14 protein-coding genes and 1 tRNA gene are annotated in these 24,919 nt (G+C 38.4%); 13 read left to right on the top strand and 2 right to left on the bottom strand.

Features of this window, described 5'->3' with window-relative positions; all coding sequences use genetic code 11:
* The first annotated feature begins 74 nt into the window (after positions 1 to 74).
* The 8 genes from HT720_RS08765 (at position 75) to HT720_RS08730 (ending at position 13,042) form a co-directional block, all read left to right on the top strand.
* Entirely contained in the window at positions 75 to 362 is a 288-nt protein-coding gene (locus tag HT720_RS08765; protein WP_173275750.1) for a rhodanese-like domain-containing protein, read from the top strand.
* Between the two features lie 170 nt (positions 363 to 532).
* Positions 533 to 1,858, top strand: a complete 1,326-nt coding sequence (brnQ, locus tag HT720_RS08760) for a branched-chain amino acid transport system II carrier protein (protein WP_173275747.1) — start codon at positions 533 to 535, stop codon at positions 1,856 to 1,858.
* 97 nt (positions 1,859 to 1,955) lie between these two features.
* Positions 1,956 to 2,993, top strand: a complete 1,038-nt coding sequence (locus HT720_RS08755; RefSeq protein ID WP_061088296.1) for a M42 family metallopeptidase — start codon at positions 1,956 to 1,958, stop codon at positions 2,991 to 2,993.
* Between the two features lies 1 nt (position 2,994).
* On the top strand, positions 2,995 to 3,465 hold the full coding sequence (locus tag HT720_RS08750) for an HIT family protein (protein ID WP_061088295.1): 471 nt from the start codon (positions 2,995 to 2,997) through the stop codon (positions 3,463 to 3,465).
* Positions 3,466 to 3,467: 2 nt separating this feature from the next.
* Positions 3,468 to 4,184 carry an LD-carboxypeptidase LdcB/DacB gene (ldcB, locus tag HT720_RS08745; protein WP_166736776.1) on the top strand — a complete coding sequence of 239 codons (717 nt, stop codon included), beginning with the start codon at positions 3,468 to 3,470 and terminating at the stop codon, positions 4,182 to 4,184.
* A 122-nt stretch (positions 4,185 to 4,306) separates the two neighbouring features.
* Positions 4,307 to 4,732: a 50S ribosomal protein L11 gene (gene rplK, locus HT720_RS08740; RefSeq protein ID WP_001085807.1), complete on the top strand. Its 426-nt coding sequence runs from the start codon at positions 4,307 to 4,309 to the stop codon at positions 4,730 to 4,732.
* Positions 4,733 to 4,939: 207 nt separating this feature from the next.
* Positions 4,940 to 5,629 carry a 50S ribosomal protein L1 gene (gene rplA / locus HT720_RS08735; protein ID WP_001085675.1) on the top strand — a complete coding sequence of 230 codons (690 nt, stop codon included), beginning with the start codon at positions 4,940 to 4,942 and terminating at the stop codon, positions 5,627 to 5,629.
* A gap of 531 nt (positions 5,630 to 6,160) precedes the next feature.
* A complete protein-coding gene (locus HT720_RS08730) occupies positions 6,161 to 13,042 on the top strand; it encodes a YSIRK-type signal peptide-containing protein (RefSeq protein ID WP_173275744.1) in 6,882 nt (2,293 codons plus the stop codon).
* Between the two features lie 512 nt (positions 13,043 to 13,554).
* Here the strand turns inward: HT720_RS08730 and HT720_RS08725 are convergent.
* Together HT720_RS08725 and HT720_RS08720 are read right to left on the bottom strand one after the other, a co-directional pair.
* Complete coding sequence (locus HT720_RS08725; RefSeq protein ID WP_173275741.1) at positions 13,555 to 13,896, bottom strand: type II toxin-antitoxin system RelE/ParE family toxin; 342 nt, start codon at positions 13,894 to 13,896, stop codon at positions 13,555 to 13,557.
* Complete coding sequence (locus HT720_RS08720) at positions 13,886 to 14,173, bottom strand: type II toxin-antitoxin system RelB/DinJ family antitoxin (RefSeq protein ID WP_173275736.1); 288 nt, start codon at positions 14,171 to 14,173, stop codon at positions 13,886 to 13,888. Before HT720_RS08720 ends, HT720_RS08725 begins: the two co-directional genes overlap by 11 nt.
* A gap of 324 nt (positions 14,174 to 14,497) precedes the next feature.
* Here HT720_RS08720 and HT720_RS08715 point away from each other — a divergent pair, with 324 nt between their 5' ends.
* From HT720_RS08715 to HT720_RS08695, 5 genes are all read left to right on the top strand, one after another.
* A complete protein-coding gene (locus tag HT720_RS08715) occupies positions 14,498 to 15,490 on the top strand; it encodes an ATP-binding cassette domain-containing protein (protein ID WP_173249981.1) in 993 nt (330 codons plus the stop codon).
* Position 15,491: 1 nt separating this feature from the next.
* Positions 15,492 to 16,310 (top strand): ABC-2 family transporter protein, encoded by an 819-nt coding sequence (locus tag HT720_RS08710; protein WP_000594187.1) that lies wholly within the window; start codon positions 15,492 to 15,494, stop codon positions 16,308 to 16,310.
* A 1-nt stretch (position 16,311) separates the two neighbouring features.
* Positions 16,312 to 17,097 (top strand): ABC transporter permease, encoded by a 786-nt coding sequence (locus HT720_RS08705; RefSeq protein ID WP_173235024.1) that lies wholly within the window; start codon positions 16,312 to 16,314, stop codon positions 17,095 to 17,097.
* A 100-nt stretch (positions 17,098 to 17,197) separates the two neighbouring features.
* Positions 17,198 to 17,270 (top strand) — tRNA-Thr (locus HT720_RS08700).
* 744 nt (positions 17,271 to 18,014) lie between these two features.
* Positions 18,015 to 24,584 (top strand): S8 family serine peptidase, encoded by a 6,570-nt coding sequence (locus HT720_RS08695; protein WP_173275733.1) that lies wholly within the window; start codon positions 18,015 to 18,017, stop codon positions 24,582 to 24,584.
* Positions 24,585 to 24,919: the final 335 nt, after the last annotated feature.

The raw sequence follows: 24,919 nt of genomic DNA, 5'->3' as shown, positions 1-24,919 counted from the left end.
CAGTAACCATACCTATGGTAAGGCGACGCTGACGTGGTTTGAAGAGATTTTCGAAGAGTATTAGGAGAAAAAGAATGAAAGAAATAACCTTTGACGCATTTTACCAGCTTTACCAAAATGAGCAACTTTCTTTAGTGGACGTGAGAGAAGTGGATGAGTTTGAAGCACTTCATTTAGAAGATGCCCAGAATCTTCCTCTGAGTCAACTGACTGATACCTATGATCAATTGGACAAGGACCAGTTACATTATGTTATTTGTAAATCTGGAATGAGATCGGCGCGTGCTTGCCAATTCTTATCAGAACAAGGTTATGAGGTTATCAATGTACAAGGTGGCATGATGGCCTTTGAAGAACTTTAAATATTAGAATTTTCTCCTACTTAGTGTGGACTGGGTAGGGGATTTTATTTTTAGACAATTCTCATTTTTAAGAATCTTGAAAACATTCAATAGTTACTTCGTGAAGCTTTTTTCATGCTCCTATTCATGATATACTAGGTCAGTATTTTATAAATATGAAGGAGATTTTCATGGCTAAAAAAGGTGCCCTAACAGGTTTACTCCTGTTTGGAATATTTTTTGGTGCGGGGAACTTGATTTTTCCGCCTTCTCTAGGTGCTCTATCTGGAGAACATTTTCTTCCTGCCATCGCAGGTTTTGTCTTTTCAGGTGTCGGTATTGCCGTCTTGACTCTTATTATTGGAACGCTAAATCCTAAAGGATATATCTACGAGATTTCAACAAAGATAGCGCCTTGGTTTGCGACTCTTTACCTCTCAGTTCTTTACTTGTCAATCGGTCCATTCTTTGCAATCCCACGTACAGCTACAACAGCTTACGAGGTAGGGATTAGCCCCCTTTTGTCGGATGCAAATAAAGGTCTTGGTTTGATTGTCTTTACAGTTCTGTATTTTGCAGCAGCCTATTTGATTTCGCTTAATCCATCAAAAATCTTAGACCGTATCGGCCGTATTTTAACACCAGTCTTTGCGATTTTGATTGTTATCTTGGTTGTCCTAGGAGCTATCAAATACGGTGGAACAAGTCCTCAAGCTGCTTCAGCTGTTTATCAAGCTTCTGCCTTTGGTACAGGTTTCCTAGAAGGTTATAATACCTTGGATGCCCTTGCCTCAGTTGCCTTCAGTGTAATCGCAGTTCAAACCTTGAAACAACTTGGGTTCTCAAGTAAGAAAGAATACATTTCAACTATTTGGGTGGTTGGTATCGTTGTTGCCCTTGCCTTCAGCGCTCTTTATATCGGTTTAGGTTTCCTTGGAAATCATTTCCCGGTACCAGCTGAGGCTATGAAGGGTGGAACTCCTGGTGTTTACATCTTGTCACAAGCCACTCAAGAAATCTTCGGCTCAACAGCTCAACTCTTCCTTGCAGCTATGGTTACTGTAACCTGCTTCACAACAACAGTTGGTTTGATTGTGTCGACAGCTGAGTTCTTTAATGAACGCTTCCCACAAATCAGCTACAAGGTTTATGCGACAGCCTTTACCTTGATTGGATTTGCCATTGCCAATTTGGGTCTTGATGCGATTATTAAGTACTCAATTCCAGTACTGGTTATCTTGTACCCAATCACCATTGCCATCGTTATGATTGTCATTGTCAACAAATTTGTTGCCCTTTCAAAACCAGGTATGCAGTTGACAATTGCTGTTGTTACAGCTATTGCCATTGCAAGCGTACTAGGAAGCTCGTTTAAGGTTGAGTTTCTTGCAAATCTTGTCAACGCTCTTCCTTTTGCTAAGGCATCACTCCCATGGTTGGTACCAGCCGTTGTCGGAATCTTGCTCTCATTGGTTCTACCAAACAAGCAAGAAAGCGATGTTTTTGAAATGGAATAATCATTAAAATCACTTTTGTAGCCAAGTCTACAGGAGTGATTTTCTTTTTTTATCCGATGATAAATGTGTTATAATAGGTAGCAAAAGAGGTGAAGAAATGAATCAAACAGTAGAATATATCAAAGAACTGACAGCCATTGCGTCGCCAACGGGCTTCACTCGGGAGATTTCGGACTATTTAGTCAAGACTCTAGAAGGTTTTGGTTACCAACCGGTTCGCACGGCCAAGGGCGGTGTCAATGTAACTATTAAAGGTCAAAATGATGAGCAACAACGTTATGTGACTGCCCATGTAGATACGCTTGGTGCTATTGTCCGTGCTGTCAAACCAGATGGCCGTCTCAAAATGGACCGTATCGGTGGTTTTCCTTGGAACATGATTGAAGGTGAAAACTGTACCGTTCATGTGGCTAGCACAGGTGAAAAAGTATCAGGAACCATCCTCATCCACCAAACTTCTTGTCATGTCTATAAGGATGCAGGAACTGCAGAACGCACGCAGGAAAATATGGAAGTGCGTTTGGATGCAAAAGTAACCAGTGAAAAAGAAACTCGTGCTCTTGGTATTGAGGTCGGTGATTTTATCAGCTTTGATCCACGAACCGTCGTGACAGAGACGGGTTTTATCAAGTCTCGTCATTTGGACGATAAGGTCAGTGCAGCGATTTTACTTAATCTTCTTCGTATTTATAAGGAAGAGAAGATTGAATTACCAGTAACAACTCATTTTGCTTTTTCAGTCTTTGAAGAAGTAGGCCACGGTGCTAACTCTAATATTCCTGCTCAGGTAGTAGAATATCTGGCTGTGGATATGGGAGCTATGGGAGATGACCAGCAGACAGATGAGTACACAGTGTCCATCTGTGTCAAGGATGCTTCTGGACCTTATCACTATGACTTCCGTCAACATTTGGTTGCCTTGGCGAAAGAGCAAGATATTCCATTTAAGCTGGACATCTATCCATTTTATGGTTCGGATGCTTCAGCGGCTATGTCCGCAGGTGCAGAAGTCAAACACGCTCTGCTTGGTGCTGGTATCGAGTCTAGTCATTCTTATGAGCGTACTCATATTGACTCGGTGGTCGCAACCGAGCGTATGGTTGATGCTTACCTTAAGAGCGCGTTGGTAGATTGATATGTGTCTGATTTGCCAGAGAATTGATCTCATCAAGAAGGGAGAAAATCCCTATTTTGTCAAAGAGTTGGAAACAGGCTATCTTGTGATTGGAGATCACCAGTATTTTGCAGGATATAGTCTTTTTCTAGCCAAGGAACATGTCACCGAATTACACCATTTGAAAAAGGAAACAAGACTCCGTTTTCTCGAAGAAATGAGTCTAGTCCAAGAGGCAGTTGCCAAGGCCTTTACTGCTGAGAAAATGAATATCGAGCTGCTAGGAAATGGCGATGCCCATCTTCATTGGCATCTGTTTCCACGACGGACAGGTGATATGAATGGCCACGGTCTTAAAGGTCGTGGGCCAGTTTGGTGGGTTCCCTTTGAAGAAATGACAGCAGAAACTTGCCAAGTAAAACCGGAAGAGATTAAAAGATTAGTCGAATGTTTATCGTCAGAAGTAGATAAACTATTAGAAATAAAGGAGTAGAAATGAAAAAAAGATACCTTATCTTGACAGCCTTGCTAGCCTTGAGTCTAGCAGCTTGTTCACAAGAAAAATCAAAAAATGAAAATGGAGCAGCTAAGACAGAGCAAACTGCTAAAGCTGATGGGACAGTCGGCAGTAAGTCTCAAGGAGCTGCCCAGAAAAAAGCAGAAGTGGTTAACAAAGGAGACTATTACAGCATTCAAGGGAAATACGATGAAATCATCGTAGCCAATAAACACTATCCATTGTCTAAAGACTATAATCCAGGGGAAAATCCAACAGCCAAGGCAGAGTTGGTCAAACTCATCAAAGCGATGCAAGAGGCAGGTTTCCCAATTAGTGATCATTATAGTGGTTTTAGAAGTTATGAAACTCAGACCAAGCTCTACCAAGATTATGTTAATCAAGATGGGAAAGCAGCAGCTGACCGTTACTCTGCCCGTCCTGGCTATAGCGAACACCAAACTGGCTTGGCCTTTGATGTGATTGGGACTGATGGTGATTTAGTAACAGAAGAAAAAGCGGCTCAATGGCTCTTGGATCATGCTGCTGATTATGGCTTTGTTGTCCGTTATCTCAAAGGTAAGGAAAAGGAAACAGGCTATATGGCTGAGGAATGGCACCTTCGTTATGTCGGAAAAGAAGCTAAAGAAATTGCTGAGAGTGGTCTCAGTTTGGAAGAATACTATGGCTTTGAAGGCGGAGATTACGTCGATTAAAAAATAAACTTTTCTCTTGCAATTCCAGATAAATAGTGTATAATAGATGGGTATGTGAAAAGCATACTTGTGGGAGGTAAAAATTTCTAATTACCGCCAAAACCACAAAGGAGGATTTAAAAATGGCTAAAAAAGTCGAAAAACTTGTAAAATTGCAAATCCCTGCTGGTAAAGCTACACCAGCTCCACCGGTTGGACCTGCTCTTGGTCAAGCTGGTATCAACATCATGGGATTCACAAAAGAGTTCAACGCTCGTACAGCTGACCAAGCTGGTATGATCATTCCAGTTGTTATCTCAGTTTACGAAGATAAATCATTTACTTTCATCACTAAAACACCACCAGCTGCTGTTCTTTTGAAAAAAGCTGCAGGTGTTGAAAAAGGATCAGGTACACCTAACAAAACTAAAGTTGCTACAGTTACTCGTGCGCAAGTACAAGAAATTGCAGAAACTAAGATGCCAGATTTGAACGCAGCAAACGTAGAGTCTGCAATGCGTATGATCGAAGGTACTGCTCGTTCTATGGGATTCACTGTTGTTGACTAATCAATAACACAGTAGAAAATCTCACAGCAGTCTATTAGTTGCTTTTCATACTAGGCAAGTGACTGATGCTTGTACTTGGGTACAGCAAGGGAACTTAAGGTCGTAGGAAAAGGAAAGTAATAGACTGAAAACCCGCAAGACTTCATCATTTCGAGAAGTGACGTGGGAGATGAAAATCGATTGAACCACTTACAAGGAGAATAGAAAATGGCTAAAAAAAGCAAACAACTTCGTGCTGCTCTTGAGAAAATCGACAGCACAAAAGCATACAGCGTAGAAGAAGCTGTAGCACTTGCAAAAGAAACTAACTTTGCAAAATTTGACGCAACTGTAGAAGTTGCTTACAACTTGAACATCGACGTTAAAAAAGCTGACCAACAAATCCGTGGAGCAATGGTATTGCCAAACGGTACTGGTAAAACTTCACGCGTTCTTGTTTTCGCACGTGGTGCAAAAGCTGAAGAAGCAAAAGCTGCTGGTGCAGACTTTGTTGGTGAAGATGACCTTGTTGCTAAAATTAACGACGGTTGGTTGGACTTCGACGTAGTTATCGCTACACCTGACATGATGGCTCTTGTTGGACGTCTTGGACGTGTCCTTGGACCACGTAACTTGATGCCAAACCCTAAAACTGGTACTGTAACAATGGATGTTGCTAAAGCAGTTGAAGAGTCTAAAGGTGGTAAAATCACTTACCGTGCTGACCGTGCAGGTAACGTTCAAGCAATCATCGGTAAAGTATCATTTGAAGCTGAAAAATTGGTTGAAAACTTCAAAGCTTTCAACGAAACAATCCAAAAAGCAAAACCAGCTACAGCTAAAGGAACTTACGTAACAAACTTGACTATCACAACTACTCAAGGTGTTGGTATCAAAGTTGACGTAAACTCACTTTAATCAGTAGTTAATCTAATGTAAAAAAGTTGAAGACGCTATGTCTCAACTTTTTTTGATTTCAAAATATCTTCTTGTAAGGTAATACTCAATGAAAATCAAAGAGCAAACTAGGAAGCTAGCCGCAGGCTGTACTTGAGTACGGCAAGGTGAAGCTGACGTGGTTTGAAGAGATTTTCGAAGAGTATAAATTTAAGTTACTGCTGTTATTCTTAGGGTCACGTGTTTCAATACAATACTCTTTAAGAGTATTTAAATTGGTTTTATACTAAAGCATTGATCATCGTTAATGAAAAATAGAAAAATCTCTAATAAAATTAAAAAACACTCATTCAAACTCAATAATTATCAGTTATAATACTTGAATGCTATAAATTTAAATGTTATAATCAGTTAAAGTGTTTACAATCATATAGCAATCTTTTTTAAGATGTTCTTCTCTTAATATTACTAAAAAATTTAAGGGGGGGGCTTTTTATTTGCCCTAATGCTTTAAATCAACACGAATAAAATAAATCAAGGAGGTTGAATCTCATGAAGAGAGGTCAACAAGATTTTAGAACTGAAAGATACCTTCGATATGGTATTCGTAAGTATAGTTTTGGGGCAGCATCAGTGGCAATTGCGGCTGGTTTGATGTTTCTTGGAGCTGGTGCGGTATCAGCAACAGAAGTAGAAGGAGTTAATGAACTATCTTCAACAGCTACTCCAACACCGACCATAGGCGATGAGGGTGCTAATCAAGGTGCTAACTCATCTAAATCCACTACTTATGACGCAAAACCAGTCCTAACTAGGGACGGCGGTGAAGATACTGCCTCATCCCAAGCTAGCGATGAGAATACCGAAGCAGCGGCAACTAGCTCTTCTACAGAAACAGTTGCAGATAAGACGGAACTACAATCGAAAATTTTGACCTTACGTACTGCAATCCAGTCGGCTACTAAGGGGACAGACAGTCTAGCTCTTGACTTTGCTAATCAAACATTGACAAGTGCGCAAGCAGTTTTAGAAGCTAAAACAAGTCAAGAAGAGGTCGCTCAGCAAGTTCAAGCCCTAACAAATGCTATTACTGTAATCGCAGAGGCGTCTAGTCAAGCACAAGCTAATCAAGTCGATACAGCAGAAACAAATCAATCATCTGAAAAAGTAGAGTTAGAAAAGCGAGTGTCAGAGGCGGATGTAACCAATCGTTTAGCAAATAGTTTTTTGGAAAAAGAAGCAAATGATTCAAGTCTTTCTGAAGATGTCAAGAGTGCTATTAGAGCTGCCATAGCCAGCAATGCTGCTAAAATTACAGAAGCAAAGGCTGCTTTAGCAAATGGTGATGCGAGTGCCCAAGCCCTTAACCAATCGATGGCAGAACTGAAGTCATCTATTGAAGCTGTCTATGTTACTCTCCGTAAAACAGGCAAAGAAGAATTTTCTGTTTCCTTGGCTGATACGCCTCCTGCCGGTGGTGTAATTGCACAACCAAATGCCAAAGATTATATATCCATTCCGCAGGGGGATGGCACTTATAAGATAGTTTCAACAGCTATAACAGAAGCCTCTGCAACAGGTAAGGATATCTATACCTTTGGTGCAACTGCCGCTACAAGAGGAGATGTCTCAACGGATAGAATCAGTGGAGATATTACGACTCTGGAAGCAGTCGTGTACTCTCACCAACGGACAGGTACCGACACGAATCCTGGCAACTCAGGTCAAGGAAATAATAATAAAGGTCGAATGGATTTTCCTCTAACCAAGGAACAAGCAGAAGCCTTGGCTGCAGAAGCTCCCCTCTGGAAAGGAAAACTCCGTGCAGATGGGTCAACAATTTCAACAGGTAATAATGTAGTTTTTGGTGCAGGAGGAGGATATGAATACCTTGCAACCCACATCTATCACTATGTCTATGAACAAGGTACTGACCGTGTTTATATCGAAAAAATCAAGGGACGATTTAGTGTGACAGAGAAAGCAGCCAAAGCTGGCTGGGAGGTTTCAAAGGTAGAGCCGACAAACTTACCAACAGGTTTAACCTATAATGCAGCTACAGATACTATTCAGGGGAAGATTGTGACAGATGGTCTGGCAAATGGGGTATATGATACGCGGATGTATGTGACCTATACCAATAAACAGACCAATGCTACTGTACGTGCAGTGTACCGAAATCTTCGTGGGGGTTGGATTGGTTGGCAAGATACAACTCCACCAAACATTGGAACCAATGGAGAGGTCTTTGAAGGAAAGGTTGGTAAAAGTAGCTTTACCAATGAACAAGGTCACTCTACAAATAGTATTGATATCCACTACTCAGATACTTCAGGTTCTCGTGCTATGTCTGGCGGTGCTAATGTTAGCTATACGCTAGCAGATGGGACGAATGTTACAGTCCGTAATCAATACGGACCAAGTACTACAGGAATCTCGGGTAATATTGTGACAGCTACTGGAACAGCTCGTGCCGTGGATACAGAGATTCCGGGATTGACCTATGCACTAGATGGTAGTAAACCCTTAACTAGTCCTGACGGTGTGACTACGGGTTATACAGGGAAGGCCTTGATTAGTGGGACTCCAACGGAAGCTGGTATTTATTATGTTACAGCCTATGCTAAGGACTGGAACCAGCCAACAGGTGCAAATGGTTGGACAACCCAGGGGCAAGAAACCCATGCAGGTATCACAGTTAAGGTAGCACCGAAAATTGATGTCCTCAACATTGCTGCATATGGAACAGAAGTCCCAGTGACTATCTCTAAAGGAGCTACCTATGCCAAGGTAACCATGCCTGATGGAAGTGTCACAGCACTTGAAAATAGAGAAGGCAAGTGGTATGTTGCCGCGGAGGGAACTACAAATACAGCAGTGACAGCTGGTGAATTAGTCGGAACAGTTGGTGAACAATTTAAATTAAAAGTTACAAGTGAAATGACAGCAACAGCTGGTGTAAATAAGATATCTGTTTATGCTAAAACAGAAGCTGTTACAGCATCCTTGATGCGTTCATCTGTCACACTCCAAGATAATGATAACTCGTCACATGTTGCAACCTTGAATAAAACAAGTGGACGTTGGGAACTACCAGCTGAATATGCGACTGTTAGAACCGATCACAGAGATGGTACTTATGATGTAACGAATAGAGAAGTTTACACCTCTGTGCAAGCGGATGGCTCTATCAAGTTCTATATTTATGCCTATAACCGTAGTTATGATGCTACAGGAAAGGTTACAGCAGTTAATGATGTGACTCGTAAAGAAACAGTTTATGCGAGAGAAAATACCTTAGCTACAAGAGTTGGGAATGGAACCTATGTAACAGTTTCTTACGATAAAGCTACGAACACATGGTCGTCATCGGATCAGTCAGTAGTGACAGCTAGAAAGACAGATGCTGATCATTGGGAAGTATCTACTTCATCAGGATTTTCTGGTGTGGTTAAGGCTACTACAGCAGAATCAACGGACGAAGCTACGATTATCAATAGAAAACCAACTGTTACTTCGACTTCTTATACAACTAAGATGAATACAACTGTAGACTTAGTAGATCGCAGTTTGGACGGAGTAAGTACGGTAACAACTAATGCTCATGTGACAGTAGCTGATGCAGAAGATGACTCACTTCCATCTACAAGTGATGCTGAGAAAACTTTCAAGACTAGTCACAATACCAAGATAACAACTATTACAGTAACTGATCCAAATGGTGGGGTGGTTGCATCTTACACAAAGACTGGTGATGCTCATAATTACCCAGATGCAACAAGCTTAAAATTGACAGAAGTTGGTGTTTATACGGTTACAGTAGATGTTATGGATAGTAATACTAACCTAGTTGATGAGACAAACGTTGGTGAGACAACAGCAGGGACAGATCATGGTGCAAACACATCCACGGCAAGAACAGTCTACACTATTACTGTTACTCCTCTGGATATAGAGGGTCAACCTACGAAATCATTGGCTATTCAAGGACGTCCACAATCAGGTAACCCAACATTTGAGTTTAAAACAGATACCGAAACTGAGACTGAGAAAGAGACAGAGATTGATCAGGGAACAAAACTCTATAGCCTTGAAGGAGCGATAGATGGCTCTGTAACGGCTACAAAAGATGGTAAGACAATAGGTACTTACAAGATTGATAAAGATACAGGCTTGGTCACTTTCACTCCTGAAAAAGACTTTACAGGGGAAGCACCAGCAGTTACAGTACGTTTGACAGTAACATTTGCTAATGATACTACTGGCAACCCACTCACTGCAACTGCGACAGCTACCTACACCCCAACAGTTATTCCAGTAACTCCAAGCTCTGAAGCTTCTAAGACAACTGGGCCGCAAGGACAAGCCCAGACTTCAGTTATTAAGTATGACACTGCAGATACAGACGCTAGCACTGTGAACTTTACTAAAGGTAGTGCTCTGGTTGAAACTGTTGAGAAGTCTGTCGATCTAGATAAAGGAACGGTAACGCTTCTTGATGCCAATGGAGCAGAAACTACAACTGTCACAGTGGCCAATCAAGGTACCTATAGTCTAAACAAAGACACCAACACCATCACCTTCCAACCTCTTTCAAGTTTCGTAGGAAAGGCAACTCCAGTAACAGTTCAAGTGAAGGATGACAACGGAACAGCGACAACAACGACTTACACTCCAACGGTAACAGCTGTGACCATGACATCTGAAGATGCTACATCGACTGGTATTCAAGGGGCTACTCAAAGTGGAACTCCAGAATTTGAAACATCAGATCCATCAGTAACGATTGCAACACGTCAGTTGCTTGATCCATCAACGATGCAACCAACTACTAGTGTTACAATTGCAAATGAAGGAACATACACAATTGAACCAACAACAGGTCTTGTGACCTTCGTACCAGATCCATCATACAAAAAGAAGGGGACAGGTGTTACTGTTCAAGCAACGGACTCAAATGGTGAAACCTCAACCGCTACCTACACTCCGACAGTTACTCCAGTTTCTCTAACGTCGACTGATGTGACATCGAAAGATATTCAAGGGGCAGAACAAGAAGGAACTCCAACCTTTGCCTTGTCAAATGGAGCAGAAGCAACAACGACTATCACAGGCTATAAGCTTGTGGATCCAACTACAGGCCAAGCGACAGATGAAACATCTGTAGTTGTTCAATCAGTTGGTAAGTATACAATTGATTCAACGACAGGTAAAGTAACCTTCCAACCAGATGGTGCGTATAAGGGGACACCAGATGCCATCAAAGTTGAAGCAACTGCGACTGTTAAAAATGCCAAGAATGAAACTGCAAGCATTACGAAAGAAGCTACCTACACCCCAACAGTTATTCCAGTAACACCAAGCTCTGAAGCTTCAGAGACAACTGGACCGCAAGGACAAGCCCAGACTTCAGTTATTAAGTATGACACTGCAGATACAGACGCTAGCACTGTGAACTTTACTAAAGGTAGTGCTATGGTTGAAACTGTTGAGAAGTCTGTCGAGCTAGATAAGGGAACGGTAACGCTTCTTGATGCCGATGGAGCAGAAACTACAACTGTCACAGTGGCAAATCAAGGTACCTACAGTCTAAACAAAGACACCAACACCATCACCTTCCAACCTCTTTCAAGTTTCGTAGGAAAGGCAACTCCAGTAACAGTTCAAGTGAAGGATGCCAACGGAACAATTACAACAACGACTTACACTCCAACGGTAACAGCTGTAACTCCAACAGGTGCTTCATCGGTTACTGAAGGAGCTCGTGGAACTATTCAAACATCTCCTGTAGTATTTGATACGCCAGATCAAGATAATACAACAGTAAACTTTAATAAAGGTCATGAAAAAGTTGAACTTGATAAGTCTACTCTAACATTAGTTGATAAAACTGGTAAAGAAGTGAAAGAAGTTGTAGTTCCAGGAGAAGGAACATATGTACTCAAGGATGGAGTCGTTGAATTTACACCAGAAAAAGATTTTGTAGGGAAAACTTCTGGAGTAACAGTTCAAGTGAAAGACGTCAATGGTAAGGTAGTTTCTGAAACTTATACTCCAACTGTGCGTCCTGTAACGGAGTTTAAAGATACAGATGGGAATGTTGTTTCAGGAAGTACTACAGAAGATGGCAAAGTTGATAAGAAGGACTTCCCAGGTTATAGATTTGTTGAAACTAAAGTTGATAACAAGGGTAATACAACTCATATCTATGAAAAAGTAACAACAACATTCAAGGATAAGGAAGGCAATCTTATTACTGTTGATAAAGACAACAACCCTGTGAAATCAACGGAAAAAGGAGAAATCCCAGCTAAAACGATCCCAGGTTATAAATTTGTAGAGACTAAGAAACTTCCAAACGGAGATATCGAACACATCTACGAAAAAGTAACAACAACATTCAAGGATAAGGAAGGCAATCTTATTACTGTTGATAAAGACAACAACCCTGTGAAATCAACAGAAGAAGGAGAAACTCCGGCTAAAACGATTCCAGGTTATAAATTCGTAGAGACTAAGAAACTTCCAAACGGAGATATCGAACACATCTACGAAAAAGTAACAACTTCATTCAAAGATAAAGACGGAAACGAGATTCCAAACTATCCAAGTGAGCCAGGTACAGTAGATAAGAAAGATATTCCAGAATACAGATTCGTAGAAACGGAGAAATTACCAAATGGTGATACTGAACATATCTATGAAAAAGTAAGTACCTTCTTCAAAGATAAAGAAGGCAAAGAGATTCCAAACTATCCAAGTGAGCCAGGTACAGTTGATAAGAAAGAGATTCCAGAATACAGATTCGTAGAGACTAAGAAATTACCAAATGGTGATACTGAACATATCTACGAAAAAGTAAGTACCTTCTTCAAAGATAAAGAAGGCAAAGAGATTCCAAACTATCCAAGTGAGCCAGGTACAGTAGATAAGAAAGACATTCCAGAATACAGATTCGTAGAGACTAAGAAACTGTCAAATGGAGATACTGTTCATGTTTATGAAAAAGTAACACCACCAGCTCCTCAACCAAATCCAGGTAAGCAAAATACAACTACTTGGACTGATGAGAATGGAAATCCATTGAAACCAACTGAGCCAGGTTCTAAAGAACCGGGAACAATTCCAGGTTACGAATATGTGAAGACTGTGACAGATTCAAATGGTAATATCAGACATATCTTCCACAAAGTTGAGATGCCAACTCCAACACCGGTTGAACCGACTCAACCAGTACAACCGGTAGAGCCAGCAACTCCAGCAATACCTGAACAGCCAGCTAAATCTCAAATGCCAGCAACACCTAAATATGTTGATGGTCAAAAAGAATTGCCTAACACAGGTACAGAAGCTAACGCTAGCCTCGCAGCGCTTGGACTTCTTGGAGTCCTAGGTGGATTTGGACTTCTTGCTCGCAAGAAAAAAGAAGACTAATCTTTCTAATGGGTATAATTTGTTTGCAATGAACAGATTGTCCTTAATGAGGATGGGCAAAAACTTCATTTCAGGATAAAATGAAGCCACAATAAAACGCATAGTATCAAGTTTTCAAGACCTGATATTATGCGTTTTTTAATTTTAAAGACTTTTTTCAGTCTCACTTATTGTATAGTGAAATGAGATAAAAAATGGACAAATTGATTGGGGGATTTAAACCAATTTCTAACAATGTTTTAGAAAACTCGGCGGACTATTCCAGATTCAATCAACTATAATGTTAAAAGTTATTGGATATGTAGAGGTCCACAATTTCGTCATTTTGAGTCTAAAAAGAGAATGGTTTCCATGCTTTGATTACTGTTCTCTACAAACGTGAGCTTGTGCATGAGTAGAACGTTGGGGAGCTCCTCGATATGTTAGAGGATTGGGAGTTTTAAAAAATCCTTGTTTATGCTTTTTCATATGCAATCGATTTGTAGTAGATAAAAAGACTGAGAGCTTACTTCTCAGTCTTGGATATGTTGAAAGAGGTGGTCGAGTTGGTTTAGGTAGTCGGTGCGTGAATTGATAATTTTCAGGATATGGACTTCTTTTTCATGAATGAGGTAAAAGAGTAGGTATTGTTTAGAGACAATCATTCTGAGCATATTTTCTGGATAGAGGGAGTATCCGATTTTATGGTCAAAGTTAATACCGCCCTCTGGTGAGAAGGTGAGTAGATTGGTAATTTGTTGGAGACGAGTGATGACTTTCTTGGCTATGTTTTCACTGAACTCTGTGGAGTAGTAGATGAAAATATCGTCCAAGTCTTGTCTAGCTTGTTCTGTGAAGCGTACTTTATAGTCCATACTTTGAAAAGACCTCGTCTGCGTCGTAGAGACGCCCCTTGATGATGTCTTGGTAGCCTTTATCTAGTTCTGCCTTGAGTTCGCCTAGGAAGATTTCTGCTTTGAGTTGGTCGGCTGTTTTAATTGGGAGACCTTTTTCAAGGACGATTTGTTCTACAAAGAGGTTGAGGGCATCTGAAAGGCTGATGTTTTGGCTTTCTAGGATGGTTTTTGCTTCTTCAAATAGTTGAGTATTGACGCGGAAGTTATAAACTCGGTCTCGTGTAAGTCTTGACATGGCATTTCTCCTTGTAATGATATTGTATTACATATACATTACAAAAAAAGATCGAGAAAGTCAAGGGCTGTTTTAGTAGGAAGGGTGGTAGGTTGGTAATTTAAACTATCAAACAGAATTTTTGATTAAAAGTATTATTTTAAGAGAAAAATTTTCAATTTCACAAATTTTAGGCAAACGCTTGCATTCTATTTTTTATTAGATTATAATAGGTTGGTATAAAGCCTTCTGTAGTAATAAAATGTAGAAGGTGTAGAAAGTAAGGATTTAGAATATTTGTAGTCAAAAGACAATGTTGCAATTCCTTACCATAGGGAGATAGATATGGCAATGATAGAAGTGGAACATCTTCAGAAAAATTTTGTGAAGACTGTTAAGGAACCGGGCTTGAAGGGGGCTTTGCGCTCCTTTATTCATCCTGAAAAGCAGACCTTTGAAGCGGTCAAGGATTTGACCTTTGAGGTTCCCAAGGGGCAAATTTTAGGTTTTATCGGGGCCAATGGTGCTGGGAAGTCAACAACAATCAAAATGCTGACAGGGATTTTAAAACCGACATCTGGTTTTTGTCGGATTAACGGCAAGATTCCCCAGGACAATCGTCAAGATTATGTCAAAGATATTGGCGTAGTTTTTGGACAACGCACCCAGCTATGGTGGGATTTGGCCCTGCAAGAGACCTACACGGTCTTAAAAGAGATTTACGATGTGCCAGATTCGCTCTTCCATAAGCGCATGGATTTTTTGAATGAAGTCTTGGATTTGAAGGACTTTATCAAGGATCCCGTGCGGACTCTTTCACTGGGTCAACGGATGCGGGCGGATATTGCGGCTTCCTTACTTCACAATCCCAAGGTTCTCTTTTTAGATGAGCCGACCATTGGTTTGGACGTTTCGGTCAAGGATAACATTCGTCGCGCCATTACCCAGATCAATCAGGAGGAAGAGACTACCATTCTCTTGACCACTCACGACCTGAGCGACATTGAGCAACTTTGTGATCGGATTTTTATGATAGACAAGGGGCAGGAGATTTTTGATGGAACGGTGAGCCAACTCAAGGAAACCTTTGGCAAGATGAAGACGCTCTCATTTGAACTGCTACCAGGTCAAAGTCATCTCCTTTCTCACTATGAAGGTCTGCCTGATATGATTATTGATAGACAGGGGAGTAGCCTCAACATTGAATTCGATAGTTCTCGCTACCAGTCAGCTGACATTATCAAGCAAACTCTGTCTGATTTTGAAATTCGCGATTTGAAGATGGTGGATACGGATATTGAGGATATTATCCGTCGCTTCTACCGAAAGGAGCTCTAGGATGATCAAATTGTGGAGACGTTATAAACCCTTTATCAATGCAGGGGTTCAGGAGTTGATTACTTACCGAGTCAACTTTATTCTCTATCGGATAGGCGATGTCATGGGTGCTTTTGTGGCCTTTTATCTCTGGAAGGCTGTCTTTGATTCCTCACAAGAGTCTTTGATTCAGGGCTTTAATATGGCGGATATCACCCTTTACATCATCATGAGTTTTGTGACCAATCTGTTGACCAGGTCCGATAGCTCTTTTATGATTGGGGAGGAGGTCAAGGATGGTTCCATCATCATGCGCTTACTGAGACCAGTGCATTTTGCGGCCTCTTATCTTTTCACTGAGCTTGGTTCCAAGTGGTTGATTTTTATCTCTGTTGGCCTTCCATTTTTAAGTGTCATTGTTTTGATGAAAATCTTATCTGGGCAAGGCGTTGTTGAAGTGTTGGGTTTAACTGTCCTTTATCTCTTTAGTCTAACGCTAGCTTATCTGATTAACTTTTTCTTTAATATCTGCTTTGGATTTTCTGCCTTTGTGTTTAAAAATCTATGGGGTTCCAATTTACTTAAGACTTCCATAGTGGCTTTTATGTCTGGAAGTTTGATTCCCTTGGCTTTCTTTCCAAAGCTTGTTTCAGATATTCTGTCTTTCCTGCCTTTTTCATCCTTGATTTACACTCCGGTCATGATTATCGTTGGGAAATACGATGCCAATCAGATTCTTCAGGCGCTCGCTTTGCAGTTTTTCTGGCTCTTAGTGATGGTGGGCTTGTCTCAGTTGATTTGGAAACGGGTCCAGTCCTTTATCACCATTCAAGGAGGTTAGTATGAAAAAATATCAACGCATGCATCTGATTTTTATCAGACAGTACATCAAACAAATTATGGAATACAAGGTGGATTTTGTAGTTGGTGTTCTGGGAGTTTTTTTAACTCAAGGTTTAAATCTCTTGTTTCTCAATGTCATCTTTCAACACATACCATCCCTAGAAGGTTGGACTTTTCAAGAGATTGCTTTTATCTATGGATTTTCCTTGATTCCCAAGGGGCTGGACCATCTCTTTTTTGATAATCTCTGGGCTCTGGGACAGCGTTTGGTGAGAAAAGGGGAGTTTGACAAGTATCTGACTCGTCCTATCAATCCTCTCTTTCACATCCTAGTTGAGACCTTTCAGATTGATGCCTTGGGCGAACTTTTGGTTGGTGGAATTTTATTGGGAACAACCATGAGCAGCATTGCTTGGACTCTTCCAAAATTCCTGCTTTTCCTAGTTTGTATTCCTTTTGCGACCTTGATTTATACTTCTCTTAAAATCGCGACAGCTAGTATCGCTTTTTGGACCAAACAGTCAGGCGCCATGATTTACATCTTCTATATGTTCAATGATTTTGCCAAGTACCCGATTTCGATTTACAATTCTCTTCTTCGGTGGTTAATCAGTTTTATTGTACCTTTTGCCTTTACGGCCTACTATCCTGCCAGCTATTTCTTGCAGGACAAGGGTGTAATCTTTAACATCGGAGGTTTGATGTTGATTTCCCTCGCTTTCTTTGCTATTTCCTTGAAACTATGGGACAGGGGCTTGGATTCTTACGAAAGTGCTGGGTCCTAAGATGAAGAAACTCAAAGCCTTGTCTCAAGACAGGCTTTTTCTAATAGAGATGAAAATTCCTTGACATCTATTCTCAGAGTGCTATACTGTAAGTGTAATAGCCGATTTAGCTCAGTTGGTAGAGCAAGGCACTCGTAAAGCCTAGGTCACAGGTTCGATCCCTGCAATCGGCAAAGTGAAGAAGTCTCATCAGGCTTCTTTTTCTTTTTAAAGAAAATCAGACCACTTAGACTGATATAGAGACCAGATAGGCAAAAGAACTTGTTCTTGAGAAACTCCTCTGCTATAATGATTGTTGTAAGGGACGTGAGTATTCATACTCTTCGAAAATCTCTTCAAACAAAGTCAGCTTCACCTTGCCGTTTATATGTGACTGACTTCGTNNACAGTGTTTTGAGCAGCCTACGGCTAGTTTCCTAGTTTGCTTTTTGATTTTCATTGAGTATTAGTTGCTAGAGCAAGGCACTCGTAAAGCCTAGGTCACAGGTGAACATATGACTGAAGATTTGAAAAAATAGATATGTATAAATAACCGTTAAGCCTTATTCTTAGCGGTTATTTATATTGTTTAATAGCGCTGATATTTCATCAATGATGTTTGACTTTGTGATTTTGGTAGTGGTTCAATTTGATTGCTACTATTTTTGATGGTATGAATGTGCTTATAATGTATCCCCGTTAAGTACGAAACTTTTGCATCATTTATTAACATGCGTTAAAAATAAAATTAACCAGCCTTAATTTTTCTTGACTTAAATTTTTTAAATGATATACTATTTTTATGGAGAGCTAACAATTATATATAAATGTACTACTCTATTTCCTAGATAATACTTAGTAAAACTTTTTATAACAAAGGCTAGCAAAGTTAAAGTTTTCTATCTATTGGAAGTTAAATAAATATGTAAGGAATTAAAATGAAAAAAAGTACAGTATTGTCATTAACCACAGCTGCAGTTATTTTAGCAGCCTATGCCCCTAATGAGGTAGTCTTAGCAGACACATCTAGCTCTGAAGATGCTTTAACTATCTCTGATACAGAAAAAGTAGTAGTAGATAAGGAAGCAGAAAATAAAGAAAAACATGAAAATATTCATAATGATATAGAAACTTCCAAGGATACTGAAGAGAAGAAAACAACGGTTATTGAGGAAAAAGAAGTTGTTAGTAAAGAATCTGTGATAGATAACAAAACTAGCAATGAAGAAGCAACAATCAAAGAAGATTCCAATCAATCCAAAGAAGATAAAGCGGACTCGTCTGCAAGTAAAGACCCAGAAAGTCCCAAAAAAGAGGATAAACTTGTCTATATTGCTGAATTTAAAGATAAAGAATCTGGAGAAAAAGCAATCAAGGAATTATCCAATCTTAAGGATACAAACGTTTTATATACCTATAATACGATTTTTAATGGTGTTTCAATAGAAACAACTCCAGATAATCTGGATAAAATTAAACTAATAGAAGGTATTTCATCGGTTGAACGGTCACAAAAACTCCAACCCATGATGAATCATGCCCGAAAGGAAATTGGAGTTGAGGAGGCTATCGATTACCTAAAGGCCATTAATGCTCAATTTGGGAAAAACTTTGATGGTAGAGGTATGGTCATTTCAAATATCGATACCGGGACAGATTATAGGCATAAGGCCATGAGGATTGATGATGATGCTAAAGACTCAATGAGATTTAAAAAAGAAGACTTAAAAGGTACTGATAAAAATTTCTGGTTGAGTGATAAGATTCCTCATGCTTTCAATTATTATAATGGTGGTAAAATAACTGTAGAAAAAGCTGATGATGGAAGTGATTATTTTGATCCACATGGAATGCATATTGCAGGGATTCTTGCGGGAAATGATACTGAAAAAGACATCAAGAACTTTAATGGAATAGATGGAATTGCTCCTAATGCACAGATATTCTCTTATAAAATGTACTCTGACGCAGGATCTGGCTTCGCAGGAGATGAAACAATGTTTCATGCTATTGAAGATTCGATCAAACACAATGTCGATGTTGTTTCGGTATCATCTGGCTTTACAGGAACAGGTCTTGTAGGTGAGAAATATTGGCAAGCTATTAGAGCATTAAGAAAAGCAGGCATTCCAATGGTTGTAGCTACGGGTAACTATGCGACTTCTGCTTCAAGTTCTTCTTGGGATTTAGTGGCAAATAATCATCTGAAAATGACCGACACTGGAAATGTAACGCGAACAGCAGCACATGAAGATGCGATAGCGGTTGCATCTGCTAAAAATCAAACAGTTGAGTTTGATAAAGTTAAGATTGGAGGAAAAAGTTTTAAATACAGAAATATAGGAGCCTTTTTCGATAAGAATAAAATCACAACAAATGAAGATGGTTCAAAAGCTCCTGATAAATTGAAATTTGTATATATAGGCAAAGGCCAAGACCAAGAGTTGATAGGTTTGGATCTTAAGGGCAAAATTGCAGTAATGGATAGAATTTATACAAAGGATTTAAAAAATGCTTTTAAAAAAGCTACGGATAAGGGCGCACGCGCCATTATGGTTGTAAATACTGTCAATTACTACAATAGAGATAATTGGACAGAGCTTCCAGCTATGGGATATGAAGCGGATGAAGGGACTAAAAGTCAAGTATTTTCAATTTCAGGAGATGATGGTGTAAAGTTATGGAACATGATTAATCCTGATAAAAAAACTGAGGTTAAAAGAAATAGTAAGGAAGATTTCAAAGATAAATTGGAGCAATACTATCCAATTGATATGGCAAGCTATAATTCTAATAAACCGAATGTAGGTGACGAAAAAGAGATTGACTTTAAGTTTGCACCTGACACAGACAAAGAATTGTATAAAGAAGATGTCATCGTTCCAGCAGGATCCACATCTTGGGGACCAAGAATAGATTTACTTTTAAAACCCGATGTTTCAGCACCTGGTAAAAACATTAAATCTACTCTCAATGTCATTAATGGGAAATCAACTTATGGCTATATGTCAGGAACTAGTATGGCAACTCCAATCGTAGCAGCTTCTACTGTTTTGATTAGACCGAAGTTAAAGGAAATGCTTGAAAGACCTGTATTGAAAAATCTTGAGGGAGATGACAAAATAGATCTTACAAGTCTTACAAAAATTGCTCTACAAAATACTGCGCGACCGATGATGGATGCAACGTCTTGGAAAGAAAAAAGTCAATACTTTGCATCACCTAGACAACAGGGAGCAGGGCTAATTAATGTGGCCAATGCTTTGAGAAATGAAGTTGTAGCGACTTTCAAAAACAAGGATTCTAAAGGTTTGGTAAACTCTTATGGTTCTATTTCTCTTAAAGAAATAAAAGGAGAAGAAAAATATTTTACAATTAAGCTTCACAATACATCAAACAGACCTTTGACTTTTAAAGTTTCAGCATCAGCGATAACTACAGATGCTCTAACTGACAGACTAAAACTGGATGAAACATACAAAGATGAAAAATCTCCAGATGGTAAGCAAATTGTTCCAGAAATCCACCCAGAAAAAATCAAAGGAGCAAATATCACATTTGAGCATGATACTTTCACTATAGGCGCAAATTCTAGCTTTGATTTGAATGCGGTTATAAATGTTGGAGAGGCTAAAGACAAAAATAAATTTGTAGAATCATTTATTCATTTTGAGTCAGTAGAAGAAATGGAAGCTCTAAACTCTAACGGGAAGAAAATAAACTTCCAACCTTCTTTATCAATGCCTCTAATGGGATTTGCTGGGAATTGGAACCACGAACCAATCCTTGATAAATGGGCTTGGGAAGAAGGATCAAAATCAAAAACAATGGGAGGTTATGATGATGATGGTAAACCGAAAATTCCAGGAACCTTAAATAAGGGAATTGGTGGAGAACATGGTATAGATAAATTTAATCCAGCAGGAGTTATACAAAATAGAAAAGATAAAAATAGAACATCCCTAGATCAAAATCCAGAATTATTTGCTTTCAATAACGAAGGGCTAAATGCATCATCAAGTGGTTCTAATATTGCTAACATTTATCCTTTAGATTCAAATGGAAATCCTCAAAAGGCTCAACTTGAAAGAGGATTAACACCTTCTCCACTTGTATTAAGAAGTGCAGAAGAAGGATTAATTTCAATAGTAAATACAAATAAAGAGGGAGAAAATCAAAGAGACTTAAAAGTCATTTCGAGAGAACACTTTATTAAAGGAATTTTAAACTCTAAAAGCAATGATGCAAAGGGAATCAAATCATCTAAACTAAAAGTTTGGGGTGACTTGAAGTGGGATGGACTCATCTATAATCCTAGAGGTAGAGAAGAAAATGCACCAGAAAGTAAGGATAATCAAGATCCTGCTACTAAGATAAGAGGTCAATTTGAACCGATTGCGGAAGGTCAATATTTCTATAAATTTAAATATAGATTAACTAAAGATTATCCATGGCAGGTTTCCTATATTCCTGTAAAAATTGATAACACAGCCCCTAAGATTGTTTCGGTTGATTTTTCAAATCCTGAAAAAATTAAGCTGATCACAAAGGATACTTATCACAAGGTAAAAGACCAATACAAGAATGAAACCCTATTTGCGAGAGATCAAAAAGAACATCCTGAAAAATTTGACGAGATTGCAAACGAAGTTTGGTATGCTGGCGCCGCTCTTGTTAATGAAGATGGAGAGGTTGAGAAAAATCTTGAAGTAACTTATGCAGGTGAGGGTCAAGGAAGAAACAGAAAACTTGACAAAGACGGAAATACTATTTATGAAATTAATGGTGCAGGAGATTTAAGAGGAAAAATCATTGAAGTCATTGCATTAGATGGCTCTAGTAATTTCACAAAGATTCATAGAATTAAATTTGCTGATCATGCTGATGAAAAGGGGATGATTTCTTATTACCTAGTAGATCCTGACAAAGATGCTTCTAAATATGAAAAACTTGGTGAAATTTCTGAAGATAAACTCAAAAATGCAAAGAGCTCAGAGGAAAATACCAATAATAATCAAGCTAAGGATGAAGATTCAAAACCAGATGAAGAAAGTTCAGTTGAGGGAGAAGCTAGCCTTGAAATAAATAAAACTATTTCAACAATTAGAAACTTTGAAAATAAAGACCTAAAGAAACTCATTAAAAAGAAATATAGGGAAGAAGAGGACTTTGTAAATGGTGGTACAAGAACAGTAGAACTTGATTATCGATATGACGATAAAGGAAATATAGCTGCCTATGACGATGGTAGCGCCTTAGAATATGAAACTGAAAAACTTGACGAAATCAAATCAAAAATTTATGGTGTTCTAAGCCCGTCTAAAGATGGACACTTTGAAATTCTTGGAAAGATACGTAATGTGTCTAAAAATGCCAAGGTATATTATGGAAATACCTATAAATATATAGAAATCAAAGCGACCAAGTATGATTCCAATTCAAAAACGATGACATTTGATTTATACGCTAATATTAATGATATTGTGGATGGATTAGCTTTTGCAGGAGATATGAGATTCTTTGTTACAGATGATGGTCAGAGAAAAGCTGAAACGAAGATTAGAATGCCTAAAAAAAATAGGGAAACTAAGACAGAATATCCCTATGCATCAAGTTATGGGAATATAATAGAATTAGGGGAAGGAGATCTTTCAAAGAACAAACCAAATAATTTAACTGAAATGGAATCTGGTAAAATCTATTCTGATTCAGAAAAACAACAATATCTATTAAAGGATAATATCATTCTGAGAAAAGGCTATGCACTAAAAGTGACTACCTATAATCCTGGAAAAACGGATATGTTAGAAGGAAATGGAGTCTATAGCAAGGAAGATATAGCAAAAATACAAAATTCCAATCCTAATCTAAGAGCCCTTTCAGAAAAAATAATTTATTCTGACAGTAGAAATGTTGAAGATGGAAGAAGTACTCAAGCTGTATTAATGTCGGCTTTGGACGGCTTTAACATTGTAAGGTATCAAGTGTTTACATTTAAAATGAACGATAAAGGGGAGGCAATCGATAAAGACGGAAATCTTGTAACAGATCCGTCTAAACTTGTATTATTTGGTAAGGATGGTAAAGAGTACACTGGAGAGGATAAGTCCAATGTAGAAGCTATAAAAGAAGATGGCTCTACGTTATTTATTGATGCAAAACCAGTAAATCTTTCAATGGACAAGAACTACTTTAATCCATCTAAATTTAATAAAATTTATGTACGAAATCCAGAGTTTTATTTAAGAGGTAAGATTTCTGATAAGGGTGGTTTTAACTGGGAATTGAGAGTTAATGAATCTGTTGTAGATAATTATTTAATCTACGGAGATTTACACATTGATAACACTAGAGATTTTAACGTTAAGCTTAATGTTAAAGACGGTGACATCATGGACTGGGGGATGAAAGATTATAAAGCAAACGGATTTCCAGATAAGGTAACAGATATGGATGGAAATGTTTATCTTCAAACTGGCTATAGCAATTTGAATGCGAAAGCGGTTGGAGTACACTATCAATTTTTATATGATAATGTTAAACCAGAAGTAAACATTGATCCCAAGGGAAATACAAGTATCGAATATGCTGATGGAAAATCTGTAGTCTTTAACATCAATGATAAAAGAGATAATGGATTCAATGGTGAGATTCAAGACAAACATATTTATGTAAATGGAAAAGAATATAAATCATTTGATGATATTAAACAACTAACAGATAAGACACTAAATATTAAGATTCTTGTAAAAGATTTCGCAAGAAATACAACCGTAAAAGAATTCATTTTAAACAAAGATACGGGAGAGGTAAGAGAACTAAAACCTCATAGGGTAACTGTGACCATTCAAAATGGAAAAGAAATGAGTTCAACGATAGTGTCGGAAGAAGATTTCATTTTACCTGTCTATGAGGGTGAATTAGAAAAAGGATATCAATTTGATGGCTGGGAAATTTCTGGTTTCGAAGGGAAAAAAGACGTTGGCTATGTTCTTAATCTATCAAAAGATACCCTTATAAAACCTGTATTCAAGAAAATAGAGGAGAAAAAGGAGGAGGAAAATAAACCTACTTTTGATGTATCGAAAAAGAAAGATAAGGTACAAGCAAATCATAGTCAATTAGATGAAAATTACAAAAAGGAGGATTTACAAAGAGAACATCATTCACAAAAACCTGATTCAACTAAGGATGTCAAATCTACAGTTTCTGTACAAGTAAATTATAGTCAATTAGATGAAAGTCAAAGATCTGATTCAACTAAGGATGTTACAGCTCCAGTTCCTGATAAAAATGATAAAAACTTTGAAAATAAGAAGGAAGTTTATCTTAATGAACCAGAGAATATAGCTAATAAACATACCAATATCGATAGTAAATCGGATACTAACAATTCTGATAGATTGCCAAAAACCGGAACAGTTAGAGAAGGTTTTACACCATTCATTGCTGGAATAATGTTTACCTTAGGTGCATTTCTTGGATTAAAGAAAAAAGATCAAGATTAAGACAAAAGCTATAGAAAAATGGTTTGTGTACTGAGATAGTATGATGATGAAACAGTTTTGTAAAAATAGCTATTTATAACTTAATTATTTAGTTTACTTTACTATTGATACTCTTTTTTGGATCTATTAATAGACTTAGTTTCGATAACTAATGAATTGATTGAAAGGGTTAGTATTGACAATATTGGTCATATTGATTAGAAAATAGAGTCTATCAAAATTTAAAGGCTAATAGAGGTGATGAGACAATTTCAAGGAATTAAGTAGCGTTTGGTTGCTTAATTCCTTTTTATTTGGAAGGAAGTTTTTCACCTATTTCCTTATTTTACGGCTAT

Origin of the sequence: Streptococcus sp. 68 (assembly GCF_013277415.1) — a bacterium.
Lineage (GTDB): Bacteria > Bacillota > Bacilli > Lactobacillales > Streptococcaceae > Streptococcus.
This window is presented reverse-complemented; position numbering and strand designations above follow the sequence as displayed.

What these genes read in the sequence shown, in the direction of transcription:
- HT720_RS08765 (WP_173275750.1), top strand. Translation starts at nt 75, where the DNA reads ATGAAAGAAATAACCTTTGACGCATTTTACCAGCTTTACCAAAATGAG.
- brnQ (WP_173275747.1), top strand. Translation starts at nt 533, where the DNA reads ATGGCTAAAAAAGGTGCCCTAACAGGTTTACTCCTGTTTGGAATATTT.
- HT720_RS08755 (WP_061088296.1), top strand. Translation starts at nt 1,956, where the DNA reads ATGAATCAAACAGTAGAATATATCAAAGAACTGACAGCCATTGCGTCG.
- HT720_RS08750 (WP_061088295.1), top strand. Translation starts at nt 2,995, where the DNA reads ATGTGTCTGATTTGCCAGAGAATTGATCTCATCAAGAAGGGAGAAAAT.
- ldcB (WP_166736776.1), top strand. Translation starts at nt 3,468, where the DNA reads ATGAAAAAAAGATACCTTATCTTGACAGCCTTGCTAGCCTTGAGTCTA.
- rplK (WP_001085807.1), top strand. Translation starts at nt 4,307, where the DNA reads ATGGCTAAAAAAGTCGAAAAACTTGTAAAATTGCAAATCCCTGCTGGT.
- rplA (WP_001085675.1), top strand. Translation starts at nt 4,940, where the DNA reads ATGGCTAAAAAAAGCAAACAACTTCGTGCTGCTCTTGAGAAAATCGAC.
- HT720_RS08730 (WP_173275744.1), top strand. Translation starts at nt 6,161, where the DNA reads ATGAAGAGAGGTCAACAAGATTTTAGAACTGAAAGATACCTTCGATAT.
- HT720_RS08725 (WP_173275741.1), bottom strand. Translation starts at nt 13,896, where the DNA reads ATGGACTATAAAGTACGCTTCACAGAACAAGCTAGACAAGACTTGGAC.
- HT720_RS08720 (WP_173275736.1), bottom strand. Translation starts at nt 14,173, where the DNA reads ATGTCAAGACTTACACGAGACCGAGTTTATAACTTCCGCGTCAATACT.
- HT720_RS08715 (WP_173249981.1), top strand. Translation starts at nt 14,498, where the DNA reads ATGGCAATGATAGAAGTGGAACATCTTCAGAAAAATTTTGTGAAGACT.
- HT720_RS08710 (WP_000594187.1), top strand. Translation starts at nt 15,492, where the DNA reads ATGATCAAATTGTGGAGACGTTATAAACCCTTTATCAATGCAGGGGTT.
- HT720_RS08705 (WP_173235024.1), top strand. Translation starts at nt 16,312, where the DNA reads ATGAAAAAATATCAACGCATGCATCTGATTTTTATCAGACAGTACATC.
- HT720_RS08695 (WP_173275733.1), top strand. Translation starts at nt 18,015, where the DNA reads ATGAAAAAAAGTACAGTATTGTCATTAACCACAGCTGCAGTTATTTTA.